The following is a 19,455-nucleotide window of genomic DNA, read 5'->3' as shown; positions in this document are numbered from 1 at the left end:
TCAAATACTACAAGTTGTTTTCTATATAATGTTCCCGAGGTTTATTGTTAGGGTTTTCCCAAGCGGATTTTGTTGATTGGGACAAGGGAAGATTGACAACAGTATTTGTAGGAGGAATTGGTTCCATAAACCATTTATTGTAAAGCTTTTCAAGTGAACCATCTTTAATTTGCCGCATAATACTATTATTGATTTCTTGCTCGAGGTTTTTATCATTTAATCGAAGCATACAGGCAATAGGTTCAATTGAGAGCACGGTATCAAGAATTATATAATCGGATGGATTTTTTGATTTAGAAATATGCCCAGAGAGAATTGAAGCATCCATCACAAATGCATCAGCACGACCAGATTCTAACAACAAAAAGCTATCTCCGTGATCTTTACCTGTTACAACTTTGAAGTTAATGTTTTTTGCACGTTTATTTTTACGGATAAGCTGAACAGATGTTGTACCGGTGGTGGTTGCAACTGTTTTACCATTTAAATCTTCAATAGATTTAATACCAGAATTTTTCTTCACAGCAATTCGAACTTCTTCAACATAAGTGGTATAAGCAAACGCTGCCTCTTTATTGCGAGAAGAATCATTTGTTGTAGAACCACATTCGAAATCATAGGTTCCGTTTTGTAAAAGAGGAATTCGATTTTGTGACGTAATAGGAAGATAATGGATTTTAATTGATTGGCCAATTTTTTTTGAAATATCATCAATAATATATTCCGCCATTTCTGTATGAAAACCTGTATATTTACCATTACCAATAGCATAGGCCAAACCTATAGATGATTCGCGAACACCTAAAGTAATTTCTCCTGTTGTTTTAATTTTCTCCAACGTGTCATTTTGAGCTTGCACCATACTTGTTAGCCCAATAACAATCGCCGCACTAAATGCCAACAGTGATTTTTTCATTATTTCCTCCATTTATTTTATAATTTTTTGTTCTTAATTATTATATTTAAAAATCTTTTGCACGCAATGTAACATGTTTATTATTCGAAGTGGGTATTTTTTTTAAATTATCCTCATAACAGGGTTAAATTTTTAAATTAGAGTTGAGCTCAATCCAAACGGGAACATGGTCTGAAGGCTTTTCATATCCTCTTACTTCTGTTTGGCTGTAGGCACAAACAAGTTGATCTGCAGCTTCTGGGGATAATAATAAGTGATCAATACGAATGCCATTGTTTTTTCGCCATGCACCAGCTTGAAAATCCCAAAAACTGAAAGAAGAGTCATCTGTAACGTTACGAATAGAATCATAAAAACCTAAATAAATAATGCGCTGGAATGCTTGTCGTGTTTGTGGAAGAAATAAAGCGTCATTTTTCCACTCTTCAGGTTTTTTTGCATCTAATGGGGTTGGGATGACATTATAATCACCAGCTAGAATAAGGGGATCTTCATATGCAAGTAATGATTTTGCATGTGTATACAATCTCTCCATCCATCTCATTTTATAAAGATGTTTTTCGCTATTGATGGGGTTACCATTCGGAAGATAAAGGGAAGCGACACGAACAACCCCTTTATTTGTTGAATAAACGGCTTCAATATAACGTGCTTGCTCGTCATTATCATCACCTGGCAATTGACGGATGAGCTCATCAGGTCTTTTTTTAGAAAGAAGTGCAACGCCATTGAAACTTTTTTGTCCATGTGTTTCTATATGATATCCTAAAGTTTCAATTTCATCACGTGGAAAATTTGCATCAATACATTTAATTTCTTGTAAGCAAACTATATCAGGCTGATTTTTCTGCAGCCATTTACATAGTGTGTCATGTCGTGCTTTTATTCCAGCAATGTTCCATGTTGCAATTTTCATAGTATTAACTTTTAAGCATTATATATACAATTAGCAAGTGATTACAGAATAGTATGTTGAAAACTCTCTAATATATTGCAGTTGTTTTTGTTGGATGGAATTATTACAGCAGCAACTTTCTTTACAATAGTTTCTTTAGTTTCTTTAAAAACCAAATTTGTAAAAGTGCCGTAATGTTACTTTATTTTCATTTTTACAAACTTTCTGCTGTTTAATACTTGACGAATGTATATGTTCTCGTTATTAAAAATCATCATGACCGATGTGAGAGTGATTAATATCTTAGGGTTTTACCCTGAGAGTCATCTTAAACAGAGTTTGTTTTAAAAAATTTAAAAACCAATACTAGTGCAAGAGGCTAATGCCTCCTCTGCTTTTAGTCGGGTAAGCTATCTATATAAGCATGCCCGGCTTTGTGTGTAAGCTTAAGTCTTTATTCCAATTGTATCGGGATAGGTATTAAAGTAAAGAAGCCCAAGTGGGTGAGATGAACGTAGATTGAAAGAGGAAGGTTGTATGCCTACCGTAAACCAGTTGATTCGCAAACCACGTGTAGCGCCGGTTAAGCGTAATAAGGTTCCTGCCCTTCAGGCGAACCCGCAAAAACGTGGCGTTTGTACTCGTGTCTATACAACAACACCGAAGAAGCCTAATTCTGCTCTTCGTAAAGTTGCTAAGGTTCGTTTAACAAATGGATTTGAGGTTATCGGTTATATTCCTGGTGAGGGACATAATCTTCAAGAACACTCTGTTGTGATGATTCGTGGTGGTCGTGTAAAGGATTTACCTGGGGTTCGTTATCACATTATTCGTGGTTTGCTTGATACACAGGGTGTTAAAAATCGTAAACAGCGCCGTTCAAAATATGGCGCGAAACGTCCGAAATAAATACTGAGAGACAAAGCCAATGTCCCGTCGCCATAGAGCAGAAAAACGTGAAATTAATCCAGATCCTAAATTTGGTGATTTGGTCATTACAAAGTTTATGAATGCCATTATGTTTGATGGTAAAAAATCTGTTGCTGAGCGCATTGTTTATGGTGCGCTTGATGCGGTTGAGAGTAAAGTAAAAACAGATCCTGTGGCGTTGTTTCATCAGGCATTGGAAAATGTTGCTCCACATATTGAAGTTCGTTCGCGTCGTGTTGGTGGTGCTACTTATCAAGTTCCGATAGATGTTCGTCCTGATCGTCGTCAGGCTCTTGCTATTCGTTGGTTAATTGTGGCGGCGCGTGGGCGTAATGAGACGACAATGATTGATCGTCTTTCTGGAGAGTTGGTGGATGCGGCTAATAATCGTGGTTCTGCAGTGAAAAAGCGTGAGGATGTGCACCGTATGGCTGAGGCTAACCGTGCGTTTTCTCATTATCGCTGGTAGGTATATTGTAAATCTAAGGCAAATAGAATGGCTCGCGAATATAAAATCGAAGACTATCGTAATTTTGGTATTATGGCGCATATTGATGCGGGTAAGACCACGATGACTGAGCGTATTTTGTTCTATACTGGTAAAAACCATAAGATTGGTGAAACTCATGATGGCGCTTCTACAATGGATTGGATGGAGCAAGAGCAAGAGCGTGGTATTACAATTACATCTGCTGCGACGACAACTTTTTGGAAAGGGCGTGATGGCCGGAGTAGACGTTTTAATATTATTGATACGCCAGGGCACGTTGATTTTACAATTGAGGTTGAGCGTTCTTTACGTGTTCTTGATGGTGCGATAGCTTTACTAGATGCTAATGCTGGTGTGGAGCCTCAAACGGAAACGGTTTGGCGGCAGGCTGAGAAATATCATGTGCCACGCATGGTTTTTGTTAATAAAATGGATAAAATTGGGGCTGACTTCTATCGTAGTGTAGAAATGGTTGGTTCGCGATTGGGTGCTAAGGCGCTTGTTATTCAGTTACCAATTGGTTCTGAGAATGATTTTGAAGGCGTTGTTGATCTTATTGAGATGAAGGCGTTGAAGTGGGATGGTTCTATTGGTGCTTCGGCTACAGTAGGTGAAATTCCAGTCGAATTGAAGGAAAAAGCAGAGGAATATCGTGAAAAATTAGTTGAAATGGCAGTTGAAGTTGATGAAGCTGCTATGGAGGCTTATTTGGATGGTGTCATGCCAACTGATGAACAGCTTATGGCTCTTATTCGTAAGGGAACAATAGAGGTTCAATTTCACCCAGTTCTTTGTGGTACTGCCTTTAAAAATAAAGGGATTCAACCACTATTAGATGCTATTGTTTCTTACCTTCCTTCTCCGATTGATGTTCCGGCTATTAATGGTATTGATGTTAAGACTGAAGCTGAAACAACACGTGAGTCTTCAGATGATGCCCCGCTTTCTATGCTTGCTTTTAAGATTATGAATGATCCATTTGTTGGGTCATTAACTTTCTGTCGTATTTATTCTGGTAAGGTTCAGAGAGGTATTTCTCTTGAAAATACAGTAAAAGGAAAAAAAGAACGTTTAGGGCGTATGCTTCAGATGCACTCAAATTCTCGTGAAGATATTGAGGAGGCATTTGCGGGTGATATTGTTGCTCTTGCGGGTCTTAAGGAAACAACGACAGGTGATACTCTTTGTGATCCTTTGAAGCCTGTTATTCTGGAGAGAATGGAGTTTCCTGAGCCTGTTATTGAGATTGCGATTGAACCAAAAACAAAAGCAGATCAAGAAAAAATGGGTATTGCGCTTAATCGTTTGGCTGCGGAAGATCCTTCATTTCGTGTTAAATCAGATGAAGAATCTGGTCAAACAATTATAGCTGGAATGGGAGAGTTGCATCTTGATATTATTGTTGATCGTATGCGGCGTGAATTTAAGGTTGAGGCTAATGTAGGTCAACCACAGGTTGCTTATCGTGAAACAATTACGAAAGTTGCAGAAATTGACTATACTCACAAAAAGCAGTCTGGTGGTGCTGGGCAGTTTGCTCGTGTGAAGATTATTTTTGAGCCTCATGACGGTGATGATTTTGTATTTGAATCAAAAATTGTTGGTGGTGCTGTTCCTAAAGAATATATTCCAGGTGTTCAGAAGGGTATTGAAAGCGTTATGGGATCAGGGCCTCTTGCAGGTTTTCCCATGCTTGGTGTGAAGGCTACTTTAATTGATGGTGGTTATCATGATGTTGATTCTTCTGTTTTAGCTTTTGAAATTGCTGCGCGCGCAGCTTTTCGAGAGGGGGCGCAAAAAGCAGGTGCACAGCTTCTTGAACCAATCATGAAGGTGGAGGTTGTGACTCCAGAGGATTATATGGGAGATGTAATTGGTGATTTAAATTCTCGCCGAGGTCAAATTTCAGGTACTGAGGTGCGCGGTATTGCGACAGTAGTAAATGCAATGGTTCCTTTGGCGAATATGTTTGGTTATGTAAACACGCTTCGTTCAATGAGTCAGGGGCGTGCTCAATATACAATGCAATTTAATCATTATGAGCCTGTTCCTTTAGCTGTGGCGCAGGAAATTCAGAAAAAATACGCGTGATCTTTTGATTACGTATTAACTTTAAACTTAGTCCTTGATTTGGACAGAAAATGGAGAGCTCAAATGGCAAAGAGCAAATTTGAACGTACGAAGCCGCATGTTAATATAGGAACGATAGGTCACGTTGACCACGGTAAGACGTCATTAACAGCTGCGATTACGAAATATTTTGGTGAATTTAAAGCGTATGACCAAATTGATGCGGCGCCTGAGGAGCGTGCTCGTGGAATTACCATTTCAACAGCGCATGTTGAATATGAGACAGAGCAACGTCACTATGCGCATGTTGATTGTCCAGGCCATGCGGATTATGTGAAGAACATGATCACAGGTGCTGCACAAATGGATGGGGCGATTTTGGTTGTTTCAGCAGCTGATGGCCCGATGCCTCAGACACGTGAGCATATTTTGTTAGCACGTCAGGTTGGTGTTCCTGCGATTGTAGTTTTTTTAAATAAGGTTGATCAGGTTGATGATGCTGAGCTTTTAGAGCTTGTTGAGCTTGAAGTTCGTGAGCTTCTTTCGAAATATGACTTCCCTGGTGATGATATACCGATAATTAAGGGTTCTGCGTTAGCAGCTCTTGAGGATTCAGATAAAAGTATAGGTGAAGATGCAGTTCGTCGTTTGATGAATGAGGTTGATAATTATATCCCAACGCCTGAGCGTCCGGTTGATCAACCATTTTTGATGCCTATAGAAGATGTTTTTTCGATTTCTGGACGTGGAACGGTTGTAACGGGTCGTGTTGAGCGTGGAATTATTAAAGTTGGTGAAGAAATCGAGATTATAGGTATTCGCCCGACTTCTAAGACGACGGTTACAGGTGTTGAAATGTTCCGTAAGCTTTTAGATCAAGGTCAGGCAGGTGATAATATTGGTGCATTGCTTCGTGGTATTGATCGTGAAGGTATTGAGCGTGGACAAGTTTTGGCGAAGCCTGGTTCTGTTACGCCGCATACCAAGTTTAAAGCTGAGGCTTATATTTTGACGAAAGATGAAGGGGGTCGTCATACACCGTTTTTCACGAATTATCGTCCACAGTTTTATTTCCGCACCACGGATGTGACAGGAATTGTTACGCTTCCGGAAGGTACGGAAATGGTTATGCCGGGTGATAATGTTGCAATGGATGTTTCTTTGATTGTTCCGATTGCAATGGAAGAGAAGCTTCGTTTCGCTATCCGTGAAGGAGGGCGTACTGTCGGAGCTGGTATCGTTTCTAAGATTATTGAATAATATCAATAAATTATGTGAAGTATCTTTAGTGTTAGAGTTGCTCCGTATGACAGGGAAATAAGAATATGAATGGTCAGAATATCCGCATTCGCTTGAAAGCGTTTGATCACCGGATTCTTGATGCGTCGACGCGTGAAATTGTGTCGACCGCCAAGCGTACTGGCGCCAATGTCCGTGGTCCCATTCCGCTTCCGACGCGGATTGAGAAGTTTACGGTCAATCGTGGGCCGCACATTGATAAGAAAAGTCGTGAGCAATTTGAGATGCGCACACATAAGCGTCTTCTTGATATTGTTGATCCCACACCGCAAACGGTGGATGCTCTTATGAAGCTCGACCTTTCTGCTGGTGTGGATGTAGAAATTAAGCTCTGAGGTTTGAAGACAGAAGGAACAAACCCGATGCGTTCAGGTGTAATAGCACAAAAACTGGGTATGACCCGTATATATAATGAGGCTGGTGAGCATGTACCAGTGACAGTACTTCGTTTGGAGAATTGTCAGGTTATTGCTCAGCGTACAGTTGAGAAGAACGGTTATACTGCTGTTCAATTAGGTGTGGGGTTTGCGAAAGTTAAAAATGTTTCGCGAGCTCTCCGTGGGCATTTTGCTAAGGCTGTAGTTGAGCCAAAAGCTAAGGTGGCGGAATTTCGTGTTAGTCCCGATAATTTACTTGATGTAGGTACTGAGATTACAGTGGAACATTTTATTCCAGGACAAAGAGTTGATGTAACGGGTACAAGTATCGGTAAAGGTTTTGCCGGCGTTATGAAGCGGCATAATTTTGGTGGCCATCGTGCTTCACATGGTAATTCAATTACACATCGTGCTCATGGTTCAACGGGGCAATGTCAAGACCCGGGTAAAGTATTTAAAGGCAAAAAAATGGCTGGTCATATGGGGCAAGTACGTGTGACAACGCAAAATATCGAAGTTGTTTCTACTGATATTGATCGTGGCTTAATTTTGGTGCGTGGTGCTGTCTCTGGTTCTAAAGGGGCTTGGATTTTAGTGCGTGATGCTGTAAAGAAGCGTCTTCCTGATAATGTGCCAAAGCCTGCTGGGATTCGTCGCTCTGTAGAGAAAAAGACTGAATCATCTACTCCGGTGGTAGAGGCCTCTAAAGTTGAGGAGGCTGAATAATGGATCTTGTAATTAAAACTCTTGACGGCAACGAAGCTGGTAAGTTAAAAGTTTCTGAACATATTTTTGGCCTCGCTCCGCGTGAAGATATTCTCCAGCGTGTTGTTCGTTGGCAGCTTGCGCGTCGTCAGCAAGGAACGCATCAGTCACAGGGGCGCTCGGATGTGGCTCGGACAGGTGCAAAAATGTTTAAACAAAAAGGAACTGGGCGTGCTCGGCATTCATCTGCTCGCGCACCGCAGTTTCGAGGTGGTGGTAAAGCACATGGTCCAGTGGCTCGTAGTCACGTGCATATTCTTCCTAAAAAGAGTCGTGCGCTTGGGTTATGTCTTGCTTTGTCAGTAAAACTAAAGACAAATGATTTGATTGTAGTTGATGAACTTAATGTTCAGGATGCTAAAACTAAGGTACTTGCTAAGAGTTTTTCTAAGCTTGGTTTTAATAATGCCCTATTAATTGGTGGAAAAGAAATAAATATGAATTTTTCTCGTGCAGCATCTAATATCCCTAATATTGATGTTTTACCGGTTCAGGGGATTAATGTTTATGATATTTTGCGTCGCAATAAGCTTGTTTTATCGAAGGCAGCTGTTGAGGCTCTTGAGGAGCGTTTCAAATGACGGATCTTCGCCACTATGATGTAATTATTAGTCCGGTTATTACTGAGAAATCGACTATGGTTTCTGAATATAATCAAGTTGTTTTTAATGTTGCACCAAAAGCAATGAAACCTGAAATCAAAGCAGCCATTGAGGCGCTTTTTAATGTTAAGGTTAAGGCGGTTAACACAACGATTCGTAAGGGTAAAGTGAAGCGTTTCAAAGGTGTTGTTGGTCGACAGAATGATGTTAAAAAAGCGATTGTGACATTGGCTAAAGGTTACTCAATTGACCTTTCGACAGGTCTTTAGTAAGGCTCGGAGATAAGAATAATGGCACTTAAGCACTTTAATCCAACAACACCCGGGCAACGTCAGCTTGTTATTGTGGAGCGTTCTGATCTTCATAAGGGTAAATCTGTAAAGACGCTGACTGGGGGGTTGTCGTCAAAGGGTGGGCGTAATAATCATGGTAGAGTTACAGCTCGTTTTCAAGGTGGGGGGCATAAGCGTAGCTATCGGTTTGTTGATTTTAAGCGCCTTAAGCGTGATATGTCTGCAAAGGTTGAGCGTTTGGAGTATGATCCAAATCGTACTGCTTTTATCGCATTGATTCGTTATGAAGATGGTCAATTAAGTTATATTCTTGCGCCTCAGCGTCTTGGTATTGGTGATGTGGTTATTACTGGTTCAAATGTTGATATTAAGCCAGGTAATGCAATGCCTCTTTGTAATATGCCAGTGGGTACGATTATCCATAACGTTGAGATGAAACCTGGTAAAGGTGGTCAGATTGCACGTTCAGCAGGGGCTTATGCACAGCTAGTTGGGCGAGATCAGGGGATGGCTATTCTTCGTCTTAATTCTGGGGAGCAGCGTTTGGTTCCTGGTGGTTGCTTTGCAACCATTGGTGCTGTTTCAAATCCTGATCACGGAAATATTAATGATGGTAAAGCTGGTCGGTCGCGTTGGCGTGGAAAGCGTCCTCATGTTCGTGGTGTCGCTATGAATCCAGTGGATCATCCACATGGTGGTGGTGAGGGGCGTACATCGGGTGGTCGTCACCCTGTATCTCCTTGGGGTAAGCCTACGAAAGGTAAGCGTACACGCTCCAATAAAGCTACTAGCAAATTTATTATGCGTTCGCGTCATCAACGTAAGAAGTAAGAGAGGTAGTCTAAAGTGGTTCGTTCAGTTTGGAAAGGTCCGTTTGTTGACGGCTATCTTCTTGGGAAAGCAGAGAAGGTACGTGCAAGTGGGCGTAATGAAGTTATTAAAATGTGGAGTCGTCGTTCTACCATTCTGCCGCAATTTGTTGGTTTGACTTTTGGTGTTTACAACGGCAATAAACATATTCCTGTTTCTGTTTCTGAAGAAATGGTTGGGCATAAATTTGGCGAGTTCGCTCCCACTCGAACCTATTATGGTCATGGTGCGGATAAGAAAGCAAAAAGGAAGTAGTAATGGGCAAAGCTAAAGTTCCGCGCCAACTTAAGGACAATGAAGCGAAGGCTGTTGCTCGAACGATTCGTGTTAGTCCACAAAAGCTTAACCTGGTTGCTGCGATGATTCGTGGTAAAAAGGTTAATACAGCGTTGGCTGATTTGACATTTTCACGTAAACGTATCGCTCAGACAGTTAGAAAAACTCTTGAGTCAGCGATCGCGAATGCGGAAAATAACCATGATCTTGATATTGATTCGTTGATTGTTTCAGAAGCGCATGTTGGTAAATCTATAGTAATGAAACGTTTTCATGTTCGTGGTCGCGGGCGTTCTAGTCGAATTGAGCGTCCATTTTCGCATCTTACTATTATTGTTCGTGAAGTTACCGAAAAAGAGGAGGCTGCGTAATGGGGCAGAAGATCAATCCAATAGGGCTTCGTCTTGGAGTTAATCGAACTTGGGATTCACGTTGGTATGCTGATAGTGGTGAATATGGACGTCTCCTTCATGAAGATTTAAAAATTCGTTTATATGTGATTGAAGAACTGAAGCAAGCAGCTATTTCTAAGGTTGTTATTGAGCGTCCTCATAAAAAGTGTCGTATTATAATTCACTCAGCACGCCCTGGTCTTATTATTGGTAAAAAGGGTGCTGATATTGAAAAGCTTCGTTGTAAACTTTCAGAAATGACGAATGCTGAGACTTCACTAAATATTGTTGAGATTCGTAAGCCGGAAATTGATGCGACAATCATTGCGCAATCAATTGCTCAGCAGCTTGAACGTCGTGTTGCTTTTCGGCGTGCAATGAAGCGTGCTGTTCAATCTGCTATGCGTCTTGGAGCGGAAGGTATTCGTATTAATTGTTCTGGTCGTCTTGGTGGTGCTGAAATTGCTCGTATGGAATGGTATCGTGAAGGTCGTGTTCCACTTCATACTTTGCGTGCCGATGTGGATTATGGTACAGCAGAGGCTAAAACGGCGTATGGTATTTGTGGTGTTAAAGTTTGGGTTTTTAAAGGCGAGATCCTTGAACATAATCCAATGGCTTCGGAAAATCGTGCTATGGAAAGTGATCATTCAGGAGTTTCGTCGAGTCGCCGCCGTGAAAATACTTGATTTTTATGGTTGAATTGAGATTTGGAGTAAAGAGTAATGTTGCAGCCAAAGCGCACAAAATTTCGTAAGCAATTCAAAGGCCGTATTCACGGTGTTGCGAAAGGTGGTACGGATTTGAACTTCGGTGCTTACGGTCTGAAGGCTATTGAGCCAGAGCGTATTACTGCGCGCCAAATTGAAGCGGCGCGTCGTGCTATTACACGTTACATGAAGCGTTCTGGTCGTGTATGGATTCGGATTTTTCCAGATCTTCCGGTTACATCTAAGCCGACTGAAGTTCGTATGGGTAAGGGTAAGGGAAGTGTTGACTATTGGGCAGCACGTGTTTCTCCTGGCCGCGTTATGTTTGAGCTTGACGGGATTCCTGAGGATGTTGCACGTGAAGCTCTTAGATTGGGTGCTGCAAAGTTGCCTGTTAAGACTCGTTTTGTTCAACGAATTGCTGAATAAAGAGGTTAAGCGATGAAAGCCGAAGAATTACGGGCGCAAACGCTCGACCAAATGAAAGATGAATTGGCTAAGTTAAAGAAAGAGCAGTTTAATCTGCGTTTTCAGAAAGCGACAGGTCAATTAGAAAAAACCGCACGTGTTAAGCAAGTTCGTCGTAACATTGCGCGTATTAAAACTTTTCTTCGTCAGAAGATGGATGGAAACAAGGTTTAAGGAAATAAGAGATGCCTAAACGCATTTTGCAAGGCGTTGTCGTTAGCGACAAGAATGATAAAACTGTAGTTGTCAAAGTGGAGCGTCGTTATTCTCATCCGCTTCTCCAAAAGACGGTTCGACAGTCTAAAAAATACAAGGCGCATGACGAGAACAATCAATTCAAAATCGGAGATCAGATTTCTATTCAAGAATCTAAACCGATTTCGAAAGATAAACGTTGGATTGTTGTTGTAGACAGTGTAACGTGATTAACCAGGCTAATTGTTTTAAAATTTAACATTGGTTTTTTCCATTGGGTAAATTTTGATAACCATAGCTTCATTATTGTTTGACAGGCAAGTCCGGATGTGCCAAAGGCATCGTCGGATTTAAACATTAAGAAAAGGTGGTGGCCAGTCATGATTCAGATGCAAACAAACCTCGACGTTGCTGATAATTCTGGTGCTCGTCGTGTCATGTGCATCAAGGTGCTGGGCGGTTCAAAGCGGAAATATGCTTCGGTCGGTGACATTGTTGTTGTTTCGGTTAAGGATGTTATTCCCCGTGGACGTGTTAAAAAAGGTGATGTGATGAAAGCTGTGGTAGTTCGTACTGCCAAGGATATTCGTCGTGCGGATGGTAGTGTAATTCGTTTTGATAGAAATGCTGCTGTTTTGGTGGATAATAAAAAAGAGCCTATTGGTACACGTATTTTTGGGCCTGTTCCTCGCGAACTTCGTGGTAAAAACCACATGAAGATCATTTCACTCGCTCCTGAAGTGTTGTAAGGAGTAAATATCGTGCAAAAGATTCGAAAAGGTGATAAAGTTATCGTTTTATCTGGGAAAGATAAAGGTCGTAGCGGTGAAGTTATTAAGGTGAATCCCAAAAATAGCAGCGCTCTTGTTCTTGGAATTAATGTAGTTAAACGTCATCAGCGTCAAACACAAACACAAGAAGCTGGAATTGTTTCTAAGGAGGCACCTATTCATTTGTCTAATTTGGCGGTTGTTGATCCTAAAGATGGTAAACCTACACGTATAGGTTTTCGTGTAAATGCAGATGGTAATAAAGTTCGTGTTGCCAAACGGTCGGGAGAACTGATTAATGGCTAAAGAAAAACAGAAGCCGCGTATGAAGACGCATTATCTTGAAGTTGTTCGTAAAATGCTTCAAGAGAAGTTTAACTATAAAAACGAAATGCAAATTCCACGCGTTGATAAAATTGTGATTAATATGGGGATTGGTGAGGCGACTGCTGATTCCAAAAAACCATCTATTGCAGCTGAAGATCTGACATTAATAACAGGTCAGAGAGCTGTAGTTACCTATGCGCGTAATTCTATTGCGAGTTTTAAGGTTCGTGAAAAAATGCCGCTTGGGGCTAAGGTTACATTACGTAAAGATCGTATGTTTGAGTTTTTGGATCGTCTTATTACGATTGCCCTTCCACGGGTTCGTGATTTTCGTGGTTTGAATCCAAAAAGCTTTGATGGTCATGGCAATTTTGCTATGGGTATTAAAGAGCACATTGTGTTTCCAGAGATCAATTATGATAAAGTTGATCAGATTTGGGGCATGGATATTATCGTTTGTACGACAGCAAAAACGGATGATGAAGCGCGTGAATTATTGCGTGCTTTTAATTTTCCATTTCGCTTGTAACGGCAGACGTAGTGAGGTGAGATTATGGCCAAAGTAAGTGCCGTTGAGAAAAATAAGCATCGTGTTGTGATGGCAAAGCGTTATGCTGCACGTCGTGCGCGTTTGAAAGCAATTGTGATGGATCAGAAGATTTCGCTTGAAGAGCGTTTTAAAGCTTCTATTCGGTTGGCGGAACTACCACGTAATTCTGCAAAGGTTCGTATTCGTAATCGTTGTGAAGTTTCGGGGCGTCCAAGAGCTTATTATCGTAAATTAAAAATGTCGCGGATTGCGCTACGTGAACTTGGTTCTCTAGGCCATATTCCTGGTATTGTTAAATCTAGTTGGTAAGAGGAGATAACAAGATGTCTATGTCAGATCCTCTTGGTGATATGTTAACACGTATTCGTAATGCGCTTAGTCGTAAAAAGGGTAAAGTGATTACGCCTGCTTCTAAGCTTCGTAGGCGGGTGCTTGATGTTTTGCAGTCTGAAGGTTATATTCGTGGGTACAATCAGGTTGATTTTGGTAAAGGGAAATCCGAAATCGAGATTGAATTGAAGTATTTTGAAGGTTCAGCTGTTATTCGTGAGATTTCACGTGTTTCAAAACCTGGTCGTCGTGTGTATGTTTCTGCTAAGTCTATTCCTCAGGTAGCAAATGGTCTTGGTATTTCAATTTTGTCGACTCCTAAAGGGGTAATGGCAGATCATGAAGCGCGTGAACAAAATGTCGGTGGAGAAATTCTCTGTCGTGTTTTCTGATTGATTGTAAGCAAACGAAAGTAAAACAGGTTAAAACAATGTCTCGTATTGGAAAAAGGCCTATTCCGGTTCCTCTTGGAGTTACTGCTACTGTTGAAGGTCAGTTGATTAAGGCAAAAGGTCCAAAAGGTGAACTGAGCTACGTCGTTAATGATGAAGTTTTGGTTAAGCTTGAGGAAAATGTTGTGTCGGTTTTACCGCGTGATCAATCAAAGGATGCGCGCTCTAAATGGGGTATGTCACGTTCAATGATTGAGAATATTTTTTGCGGTGTGAAAGATGGTTTTGAGAAGAAACTTGAGATCAACGGCGTTGGTTATCGTGCTGCTTTACAGGGTAAGGATATTCAATTATCATTAGGTTTTTCCCATGATGTTATTTATAAAGTGCCGTCTGGTGTTACTGTAACAGTTCCTAAGCCAACAGAAATTGTTGTTTCTGGAATTGATAAGCAGCAAGTCGGGCAAGTTGCGGCAGAAATTCGTGAATATCGTGGACCCGAGCCTTATAAAGGTAAAGGTATTAAATATGTAGATGAACGTATCGTTCGTAAAGAAGGTAAAAAGAAGTAAGGGTTTTGCGTTATGGTTTCATCTAAAAAGATTATTCAGCGCCGTGCGCAGCGTGTTCGTCGTCAAATTAGAGCTGTCGCTAATGGTCGTCCGAGACTTAGTGTTTACCGCTCAAATCAGAATATTTATGCACAAATTATTGATGATTTACGTGGGTGTACACTTGCTTCTGCATGTACTCTTGAAGGAGAATTGAGAAAATCTTTAAAAAGCGGTTCTGATAAAGCGGCCGCTTTTGCTGTTGGTAAATTAATTGCTGAACGTGCAAAAAAAGCTGGTGTTAATGAGGTTGTTTTTGATCGTGGGGCATATGTTTATCATGGTCGAGTGAAAGTTTTAGCTGAAGCTGCTCGTGAGGGCGGTTTGATTTTTTAAAATATCTTGTTTAGAATTCTGTTAAAAAGATATTTTTAGTGTTTCATATGAGTTCCTTAATTTAATGTTGAGGATTCGTTAAGGTGCTTCCGGAAAAGAAAAAGGAATGAGGAATGGCACAAAAAGAACGTAATGATCGCGATGAGCGTCGAAATGAAAATAGTAGTGAATTTGTTGATAAACTTGTGCACATTAATCGTGTTGCTAAAGTTGTAAAGGGTGGACGACGTTTTGGGTTTGCTGCTCTTGTTGTTGTTGGAGACCAAAAAGGACGTGTTGGTTTTGGTCATGGTAAGGCGCGTGAAGTGCCTGAAGCAATTCGTAAGGCTACGGACTCTGCGAAGCGTGAAATGATTTATGTTCCGCTTCGATCTGGGCGCACATTACATCATGATGTTGAAGGTTGTCATGGAGCTGGTCGTGTGTTATTGCGCTCAGCTTCTGCTGGTACTGGTATTATTGCTGGTGGGCCAATGCGTGCTATTTTTGAAACTCTTGGTGTGCAAGATGTCGTTGCTAAATCATTGGGTTCATCAAATCCGTATAATATGGTTCGTGCAACTTTTGATGCTTTAAAGCGTCAGGTGCACCCTAAAGATATTGCGGCGCAACGTGGTATTAAATATTCAACTTTACAGTCGCGTCGCCAGCATTTGATTGGTTCAGAGGAATAATTTCTGAGGTTTGTCAGAAAAGGAATTTAAAATGGTTCAAAAAAAATCTCAGATTGGTAAAACTGTAACGGTAGAGCAAGTTGGAAGTCCGATTCGAAAGCCACAAACTCAGCGTGCAACGTTAAAGGGACTTGGATTAAATAAGATGCGTCGTCGTCGCACTTTAGAGGATACACTTTGTGTGCGAGGTATGATTGCTAAGGTTTCCCACCTTGTTCGGATTGTGGATGAAGGTTAGAATAGAAGGTCGCAGGAGTATAGAATATGAAACTCAACGAACTGCGTGATTGCGAAGGCGCAACAAAGAATCGTAAGCGTATTGGACGTGGTATTGGTTCGGGTAGTGGTAAAACTGGTGGTCGCGGTGTTAAAGGGCAAAAATCGCGTTCTGGTGTAGCGCTTAATGGTTTTGAAGGTGGGCAGATGCCTATCTATCGTCGTTTACCAAAGCGTGGATTTAAAAATTTCTCTGCCAAGATTTATAATGAAGTTTCATTAGGTCGAATTCAGCAAGCGATTGATACGGGAAAGTTAAATATTGAAAAACCGGTTGATGTATTTGTACTAAAAGAAGCTGGTATTATTCGTCGTGTAAAAGATGGTGTTCGTCTTCTTTCTGATGGTGAGTTAAAAGCTAAGATTGTGTTTAACGTTTCTGGTGCTTCTAAGATTGCTTGTGTAAAGATTGAAAAAGTTGGTGGTCAGATTAATCTTCTTGAATCTGTCCAGTAAAGTTCATTTTGATAAATAGTGGCTGGCCTGGAAAGGAGTATCTATAACTCATTCTAGGCCATTATTTATGAGAGACCATTTAAGTTTTGCGTTTATTCTTATATAACATATGAATGTTAGGGTTATTGTTGTGTAAGCAACGAGTTGGGGTATAAACTGGAGAGATTTTATGGCATCAGCTGCAGAACAACTTGCTTCCAATATAAATTTTGGTACTTTTTCACGTGCGACTGAATTAAAAAAACGTATTTGGTTTACTCTAGCTGCGCTTCTTGTGTATCGTTTTGGTACCTATATTTCTTTGCCTGGCATTAATATTGATGCTTTACGGCAAACGTTTGAACAGCATGCGTCTGGTGTATTGGGGTTGGTGAATATGTTCGCTGGAGGTGCTGTTGGGCGGATGGCGATTTTTGCGCTAGGAATTATGCCTTATATATCAGCATCAATTATTGTACAGTTGCTAACTTCAATTATTCCTTCATTAGAATCTCTTAAAAAGAGGGTGAATTAGGCCGTAAAATTATCAATCAATATACTCGTTATGTAACGGTAGTGTTAGCTATTCTGCAGGCTTTTGGTGTTGCGGTTGCGCTTGAAACTGGTATAGGAACGGGACTTCAAATTGTTTTGGAGCCAGGTATAATGTTTCGTGTTTCTGCTGTCATTACGCTGGTTGGTGGGACGATGTTTTTAATGTGGCTTGGCGAGCAGATTACATCACGCGGTGTTGGTAATGGGGTTTCTCTCATTATTTTTACAGGTATTGTGGCTAATTTTCCTTCCACTTTTGCTCAACTTTTGACTGCACATAGTCAAGCTGATTTATCAACTTTTTTATTGATAGGAATTGTCCTTATTATTATTTTTGTTGTTGGGTTTATTGTTTTTATAGAACGTGCTCAGCGACGGATTCTTATTCAATACCCAAAACGTCAAGTTGGTAATCAGATGTTTCAGAGTGATATGTCACACCTTCCTTTAAAGTTGAATACTGCTGGAATTATTCCTCCAATTTTTGCTTCATCTTTGTTGTTGTTACCTGCAACTATTAATAATTTTTCTGATAAAATGCCGCAATGGATTCAGACTATTTCTTTTTCTCTTGGTCATGGGCAACCACTTTATATGATAATTTATGCGGCTTTGATGGCATTTTTTTGTTTTTTCTATACAGCTATTGTATTTAATCCTAGTGATACAGCAGATCAATTAAAAAAGCATTCGGGTTTTATTCCTGGAATTCGCCCTGGTGAACGTACAGCTGAATATATTGATTATGTTTTAACACGTATCACTGTTGTCGGTGCGATTTATATTATTCTAGTTTGTTTGCTGCCGGAGTTTATGATATCAGCACTGCATGTTCCTTTTTATCTTGGGGGCACATCCTTGCTTATTGTCGTTACTGTTACACTTGATACAGTTGCTCAAATTCAGGGGCATCTTGTTGCACATCAATATGAAGGGTTGATTAAAAAATCAAAACTCCGTGGAGGTAAAAGGAATCGATGAGAGTTATTTTTTTAGGACCTCCTGGGGCTGGTAAGGGCACTCAAGCTAAAATATTAGGTGAGCATTATAATATTCCTCAATTATCAACAGGTGATATGCTTCGTGAAGCTGTTATAGCAGAAAAAGAAATTGGTAAAAAAGCTAAAGCCATTATAGAAAGTGGTGCTTTGGTGTCTGATGATATTGTTAATCAAATTGTATCAGATCGTATTGATGAGAATGATTGTGTAAACGGTTTTATATTGGATGGATATCCGCGCACTGTCGGGCAAGCAGAGGCATTACAACAAATTTTGCAATCAAAAAACGTGCAGCTTAATGCCGTTATTGAATTTATTGTTGATGAAAAGGCTTTGATTGAGCGCATGAAGAAACGTGTTGAGGAAACGATAGCTGTTGGTGGACAAGTCCGTTCAGATGATAATTCTGATTCTTTTGCAAAACGATTAGTTGAATATCGTGAAAAAACAGCTCCTTTATCAGAATTTTACTTAAAAACGGGTTTGTTAAAAAAGGTTGATGGAATGGCTGGTGTTACTGATATATCATGTGCAATTAGAGAGTTCCTTAAATAAGAAAATTTTTTAAAAATAAATGAAAAGAGTTGACTTTTATAGTAAAATCTATCAAAAGCTGCTTTATTTCAGTAAAAAATGGGATTTGGGGTATGTTGGAGCCGAGATCATTTCTTTGTTTCTATAAAGTGCTTCAAGTATTTTATGGTTCATTGTTAACATAATCAAGGAGAATAAGTGTGGCTCGTATTGCTGGCGTCAATATCCCAACAAATAAGCGTGTAGTTATTGCGCTTCAATATATCCACGGGATTGGACGGAAATTTGCTCAAGAAATTGTCGAGAAAGTTGGCATTCCTTCGGAACGTCGTGTACATGAACTTTTAGATGCGGAAGTGTTGCAAATTCGTGAAACGATAGATCAAGGTTATCAAGTTGAAGGGGATCTTCGTCGTGAAGTTGCGATGAATGTTAAACGTTTAATGGATCTTGGTTGTTATAGGGGGTTGCGCCATCGTCGTTCTTTACCTGTTCGTGGGCAGCGTACACATACTAATGCGCGTACGCGTAAAGGTCCAGCTAAAGCAATTGCTGGTAAGAAGAAATAATAGTAATCTTTATTTTTATATTCTTCTTTTTATGGGAAGTTTTGAATAAAGGTAAATAAGGTGGAGCTGCTGGTGTTACGGCAGTGGAGAGATCGTTGAAAGGAAAGTTATGGCCAAGGAAGCCACACGTGTTCGTCGTCGCGAACGTAAAAATATTTCATCAGGTGTTGTGCATATCAATTCAACATTTAATAATACGATGATTACTATTACTGATGCTCAGGGGAATGTGATCGCATGGTCATCTGCTGGTGCTCAGGGGTTTAAAGGTTCTCGTAAATCTACACCTTTTGCTGCGCAGGTTGCAGCAGAAGATTGTGCTAAAAAGGCGCAAGAACACGGTATGCGCTCATTGGAAGTTGAAGTTTGTGGTCCTGGGTCAGGTCGTGAATCTGCTTTACGTGCGTTGCAATCTGTTGGTTTTGTAATTACTTCCATTCGAGATGTAACGCCAATTCCTCATAATGGATGTCGTCCCCGAAAGAGACGGCGTGTTTGATTAGGTATTGTTTTTCATAATCGGAAACTTTTTCCGATGTTCACACTG

Annotated in this window: 30 protein-coding genes and 1 pseudogene; 29 read left to right on the top strand and 2 right to left on the bottom strand. The window is 40.4% G+C overall.

Going from position 1 to position 19,455, the window contains the following annotated elements:
- Positions 1-7 precede the first annotated feature (7 nt).
- Positions 8-916, bottom strand: a complete 909-nt coding sequence (locus BscR1v2_RS04495; protein WP_078689897.1) for a transporter substrate-binding domain-containing protein — start codon at positions 914-916, stop codon at positions 8-10.
- Positions 917-1,040: 124 nt separating this feature from the next.
- Positions 1,041-1,832: an exodeoxyribonuclease III gene (gene xth / locus BscR1v2_RS04490; RefSeq protein WP_078689896.1), complete on the bottom strand. Its 792-nt coding sequence runs from the start codon at positions 1,830-1,832 to the stop codon at positions 1,041-1,043.
- 516 nt (positions 1,833-2,348) lie between these two features.
- Here xth and rpsL point away from each other — a divergent pair.
- From rpsL to rpsK, 29 genes and pseudogenes are all read left to right on the top strand, one after another.
- On the top strand, positions 2,349-2,720 hold the full coding sequence (gene rpsL / locus BscR1v2_RS04485) for a 30S ribosomal protein S12 (protein ID WP_007477052.1): 372 nt from the start codon (positions 2,349-2,351) through the stop codon (positions 2,718-2,720).
- 19 nt (positions 2,721-2,739) lie between these two features.
- The gene (gene rpsG / locus BscR1v2_RS04480; protein WP_007477054.1) at positions 2,740-3,210 is read left to right on the top strand and encodes a 30S ribosomal protein S7; all 471 of its coding nucleotides are present in this window, start codon (positions 2,740-2,742) and stop codon (positions 3,208-3,210) included.
- Positions 3,211-3,237: 27 nt separating this feature from the next.
- Complete coding sequence (gene fusA, locus BscR1v2_RS04475) at positions 3,238-5,322, top strand: elongation factor G (protein WP_078689895.1); 2,085 nt, start codon at positions 3,238-3,240, stop codon at positions 5,320-5,322.
- 63 nt (positions 5,323-5,385) lie between these two features.
- Positions 5,386-6,561, top strand: a complete 1,176-nt coding sequence (gene tuf / locus BscR1v2_RS04470) for an elongation factor Tu (RefSeq protein ID WP_007477058.1) — start codon at positions 5,386-5,388, stop codon at positions 6,559-6,561.
- Between the two features lie 65 nt (positions 6,562-6,626).
- Entirely contained in the window at positions 6,627-6,935 is a 309-nt protein-coding gene (gene rpsJ / locus BscR1v2_RS04465) for a 30S ribosomal protein S10 (protein ID WP_007477064.1), read from the top strand.
- Positions 6,936-6,962: 27 nt separating this feature from the next.
- Positions 6,963-7,703, top strand: a complete 741-nt coding sequence (rplC, locus tag BscR1v2_RS04460) for a 50S ribosomal protein L3 (RefSeq protein WP_078689894.1) — start codon at positions 6,963-6,965, stop codon at positions 7,701-7,703.
- Positions 7,703-8,323, top strand: a complete 621-nt coding sequence (gene rplD / locus BscR1v2_RS04455) for a 50S ribosomal protein L4 (RefSeq protein ID WP_010703883.1) — start codon at positions 7,703-7,705, stop codon at positions 8,321-8,323. The genes rplC and rplD overlap by 1 nt, the downstream gene beginning before the upstream one ends.
- On the top strand, positions 8,320-8,613 hold the full coding sequence (locus tag BscR1v2_RS04450) for a 50S ribosomal protein L23 (protein ID WP_078689893.1): 294 nt from the start codon (positions 8,320-8,322) through the stop codon (positions 8,611-8,613). Before rplD ends, BscR1v2_RS04450 begins: the two co-directional genes overlap by 4 nt.
- Before the next feature lie 21 nt (positions 8,614-8,634).
- Complete coding sequence (rplB, locus tag BscR1v2_RS04445) at positions 8,635-9,468, top strand: 50S ribosomal protein L2 (protein WP_078689892.1); 834 nt, start codon at positions 8,635-8,637, stop codon at positions 9,466-9,468.
- 15 nt (positions 9,469-9,483) lie between these two features.
- Complete coding sequence (rpsS, locus tag BscR1v2_RS04440; protein ID WP_007477069.1) at positions 9,484-9,762, top strand: 30S ribosomal protein S19; 279 nt, start codon at positions 9,484-9,486, stop codon at positions 9,760-9,762.
- A 2-nt stretch (positions 9,763-9,764) separates the two neighbouring features.
- A complete protein-coding gene (gene rplV / locus BscR1v2_RS04435) occupies positions 9,765-10,154 on the top strand; it encodes a 50S ribosomal protein L22 (RefSeq protein WP_010703880.1) in 390 nt (129 codons plus the stop codon).
- Positions 10,154-10,864, top strand: coding sequence for a 30S ribosomal protein S3 (gene rpsC, locus BscR1v2_RS04430; RefSeq protein WP_078689891.1), 711 nt, complete (start codon positions 10,154-10,156; stop codon positions 10,862-10,864). Before rplV ends, rpsC begins: the two co-directional genes overlap by 1 nt.
- Before the next feature lie 36 nt (positions 10,865-10,900).
- On the top strand, positions 10,901-11,314 hold the full coding sequence (gene rplP / locus BscR1v2_RS04425; protein WP_007477072.1) for a 50S ribosomal protein L16: 414 nt from the start codon (positions 10,901-10,903) through the stop codon (positions 11,312-11,314).
- Positions 11,315-11,326: 12 nt separating this feature from the next.
- Complete coding sequence (rpmC, locus tag BscR1v2_RS04420) at positions 11,327-11,527, top strand: 50S ribosomal protein L29 (RefSeq protein WP_007477073.1); 201 nt, start codon at positions 11,327-11,329, stop codon at positions 11,525-11,527.
- A gap of 11 nt (positions 11,528-11,538) precedes the next feature.
- A complete protein-coding gene (rpsQ, locus tag BscR1v2_RS04415; protein ID WP_010703878.1) occupies positions 11,539-11,778 on the top strand; it encodes a 30S ribosomal protein S17 in 240 nt (79 codons plus the stop codon).
- Positions 11,779-11,928: 150 nt separating this feature from the next.
- Positions 11,929-12,297, top strand: a complete 369-nt coding sequence (gene rplN, locus BscR1v2_RS04410) for a 50S ribosomal protein L14 (RefSeq protein ID WP_010701323.1) — start codon at positions 11,929-11,931, stop codon at positions 12,295-12,297.
- Between the two features lie 12 nt (positions 12,298-12,309).
- Positions 12,310-12,624, top strand: a complete 315-nt coding sequence (gene rplX / locus BscR1v2_RS04405) for a 50S ribosomal protein L24 (RefSeq protein ID WP_078689890.1) — start codon at positions 12,310-12,312, stop codon at positions 12,622-12,624.
- Positions 12,617-13,174 (top strand): 50S ribosomal protein L5, encoded by a 558-nt coding sequence (rplE, locus tag BscR1v2_RS04400; RefSeq protein ID WP_007477077.1) that lies wholly within the window; start codon positions 12,617-12,619, stop codon positions 13,172-13,174. Before rplX ends, rplE begins: the two co-directional genes overlap by 8 nt.
- A gap of 24 nt (positions 13,175-13,198) precedes the next feature.
- Positions 13,199-13,504: a 30S ribosomal protein S14 gene (rpsN, locus tag BscR1v2_RS04395; protein ID WP_078689889.1), complete on the top strand. Its 306-nt coding sequence runs from the start codon at positions 13,199-13,201 to the stop codon at positions 13,502-13,504.
- A gap of 14 nt (positions 13,505-13,518) precedes the next feature.
- Positions 13,519-13,917 (top strand): 30S ribosomal protein S8, encoded by a 399-nt coding sequence (gene rpsH, locus BscR1v2_RS04390; RefSeq protein WP_010703876.1) that lies wholly within the window; start codon positions 13,519-13,521, stop codon positions 13,915-13,917.
- Between the two features lie 38 nt (positions 13,918-13,955).
- Complete coding sequence (gene rplF, locus BscR1v2_RS04385; RefSeq protein WP_010703875.1) at positions 13,956-14,489, top strand: 50S ribosomal protein L6; 534 nt, start codon at positions 13,956-13,958, stop codon at positions 14,487-14,489.
- A 12-nt stretch (positions 14,490-14,501) separates the two neighbouring features.
- On the top strand, positions 14,502-14,864 hold the full coding sequence (gene rplR, locus BscR1v2_RS04380; RefSeq protein ID WP_078689888.1) for a 50S ribosomal protein L18: 363 nt from the start codon (positions 14,502-14,504) through the stop codon (positions 14,862-14,864).
- Positions 14,865-14,977: 113 nt separating this feature from the next.
- Complete coding sequence (gene rpsE, locus BscR1v2_RS04375) at positions 14,978-15,538, top strand: 30S ribosomal protein S5 (RefSeq protein WP_078689887.1); 561 nt, start codon at positions 14,978-14,980, stop codon at positions 15,536-15,538.
- A 31-nt stretch (positions 15,539-15,569) separates the two neighbouring features.
- Positions 15,570-15,776, top strand: coding sequence for a 50S ribosomal protein L30 (gene rpmD / locus BscR1v2_RS04370; protein WP_078689886.1), 207 nt, complete (start codon positions 15,570-15,572; stop codon positions 15,774-15,776).
- A 26-nt stretch (positions 15,777-15,802) separates the two neighbouring features.
- Complete coding sequence (gene rplO, locus BscR1v2_RS04365; RefSeq protein WP_078689885.1) at positions 15,803-16,270, top strand: 50S ribosomal protein L15; 468 nt, start codon at positions 15,803-15,805, stop codon at positions 16,268-16,270.
- Positions 16,271-16,439: 169 nt separating this feature from the next.
- Positions 16,440-17,785: pseudogene (secY, locus tag BscR1v2_RS04360) on the top strand (preprotein translocase subunit SecY).
- Positions 17,782-18,360 carry an adenylate kinase gene (locus BscR1v2_RS04355; RefSeq protein ID WP_078689884.1) on the top strand — a complete coding sequence of 193 codons (579 nt, stop codon included), beginning with the start codon at positions 17,782-17,784 and terminating at the stop codon, positions 18,358-18,360. Before secY ends, BscR1v2_RS04355 begins: the two are co-directional and overlap by 4 nt.
- 179 nt (positions 18,361-18,539) lie before the next feature.
- A complete protein-coding gene (rpsM, locus tag BscR1v2_RS04350) occupies positions 18,540-18,908 on the top strand; it encodes a 30S ribosomal protein S13 (RefSeq protein ID WP_078689883.1) in 369 nt (122 codons plus the stop codon).
- A gap of 109 nt (positions 18,909-19,017) precedes the next feature.
- Positions 19,018-19,407, top strand: coding sequence for a 30S ribosomal protein S11 (gene rpsK / locus BscR1v2_RS04345; RefSeq protein ID WP_010703867.1), 390 nt, complete (start codon positions 19,018-19,020; stop codon positions 19,405-19,407).
- The last annotated feature ends 48 nt before the right edge of the window (positions 19,408-19,455 follow it).

The sequence above is a fragment of the Bartonella schoenbuchensis R1 genome (assembly GCF_002022685.1).
GTDB classification, from domain to species: domain Bacteria; phylum Pseudomonadota; class Alphaproteobacteria; order Rhizobiales; family Rhizobiaceae; genus Bartonella; species Bartonella schoenbuchensis.
This window is presented reverse-complemented; position numbering and strand designations above follow the sequence as displayed.

Coding starts and splice junctions, on each gene's coding strand:
- rplD (WP_010703883.1), top strand. CDS start 7,703: ATGGATCTTGTAATTAAAACTCTTGACGGCAACGAAGCTGGTAAGTTA.
- xth (WP_078689896.1), bottom strand. CDS start 1,832: ATGAAAATTGCAACATGGAACATTGCTGGAATAAAAGCACGACATGAC.
- rpsG (WP_007477054.1), top strand. CDS start 2,740: ATGTCCCGTCGCCATAGAGCAGAAAAACGTGAAATTAATCCAGATCCT.
- rpsC (WP_078689891.1), top strand. CDS start 10,154: ATGGGGCAGAAGATCAATCCAATAGGGCTTCGTCTTGGAGTTAATCGA.
- rpmC (WP_007477073.1), top strand. CDS start 11,327: ATGAAAGCCGAAGAATTACGGGCGCAAACGCTCGACCAAATGAAAGAT.
- rpsJ (WP_007477064.1), top strand. CDS start 6,627: ATGAATGGTCAGAATATCCGCATTCGCTTGAAAGCGTTTGATCACCGG.
- rplR (WP_078689888.1), top strand. CDS start 14,502: ATGGTTTCATCTAAAAAGATTATTCAGCGCCGTGCGCAGCGTGTTCGT.
- rplO (WP_078689885.1), top strand. CDS start 15,803: ATGAAACTCAACGAACTGCGTGATTGCGAAGGCGCAACAAAGAATCGT.
- BscR1v2_RS04495 (WP_078689897.1), bottom strand. CDS start 916: ATGAAAAAATCACTGTTGGCATTTAGTGCGGCGATTGTTATTGGGCTA.
- fusA (WP_078689895.1), top strand. CDS start 3,238: ATGGCTCGCGAATATAAAATCGAAGACTATCGTAATTTTGGTATTATG.
- rpsQ (WP_010703878.1), top strand. CDS start 11,539: ATGCCTAAACGCATTTTGCAAGGCGTTGTCGTTAGCGACAAGAATGAT.
- rplF (WP_010703875.1), top strand. CDS start 13,956: ATGTCTCGTATTGGAAAAAGGCCTATTCCGGTTCCTCTTGGAGTTACT.
- rpsH (WP_010703876.1), top strand. CDS start 13,519: ATGTCTATGTCAGATCCTCTTGGTGATATGTTAACACGTATTCGTAAT.
- rpsE (WP_078689887.1), top strand. CDS start 14,978: ATGGCACAAAAAGAACGTAATGATCGCGATGAGCGTCGAAATGAAAAT.
- rplV (WP_010703880.1), top strand. CDS start 9,765: ATGGGCAAAGCTAAAGTTCCGCGCCAACTTAAGGACAATGAAGCGAAG.
- rplB (WP_078689892.1), top strand. CDS start 8,635: ATGGCACTTAAGCACTTTAATCCAACAACACCCGGGCAACGTCAGCTT.
- rplE (WP_007477077.1), top strand. CDS start 12,617: ATGGCTAAAGAAAAACAGAAGCCGCGTATGAAGACGCATTATCTTGAA.
- BscR1v2_RS04450 (WP_078689893.1), top strand. CDS start 8,320: ATGACGGATCTTCGCCACTATGATGTAATTATTAGTCCGGTTATTACT.
- rpsL (WP_007477052.1), top strand. CDS start 2,349: ATGCCTACCGTAAACCAGTTGATTCGCAAACCACGTGTAGCGCCGGTT.
- rpmD (WP_078689886.1), top strand. CDS start 15,570: ATGGTTCAAAAAAAATCTCAGATTGGTAAAACTGTAACGGTAGAGCAA.
- rpsK (WP_010703867.1), top strand. CDS start 19,018: ATGGCCAAGGAAGCCACACGTGTTCGTCGTCGCGAACGTAAAAATATT.
- rpsN (WP_078689889.1), top strand. CDS start 13,199: ATGGCCAAAGTAAGTGCCGTTGAGAAAAATAAGCATCGTGTTGTGATG.
- rplN (WP_010701323.1), top strand. CDS start 11,929: ATGATTCAGATGCAAACAAACCTCGACGTTGCTGATAATTCTGGTGCT.
- BscR1v2_RS04355 (WP_078689884.1), top strand. CDS start 17,782: ATGAGAGTTATTTTTTTAGGACCTCCTGGGGCTGGTAAGGGCACTCAA.
- tuf (WP_007477058.1), top strand. CDS start 5,386: ATGGCAAAGAGCAAATTTGAACGTACGAAGCCGCATGTTAATATAGGA.
- rplP (WP_007477072.1), top strand. CDS start 10,901: ATGTTGCAGCCAAAGCGCACAAAATTTCGTAAGCAATTCAAAGGCCGT.
- rplC (WP_078689894.1), top strand. CDS start 6,963: ATGCGTTCAGGTGTAATAGCACAAAAACTGGGTATGACCCGTATATAT.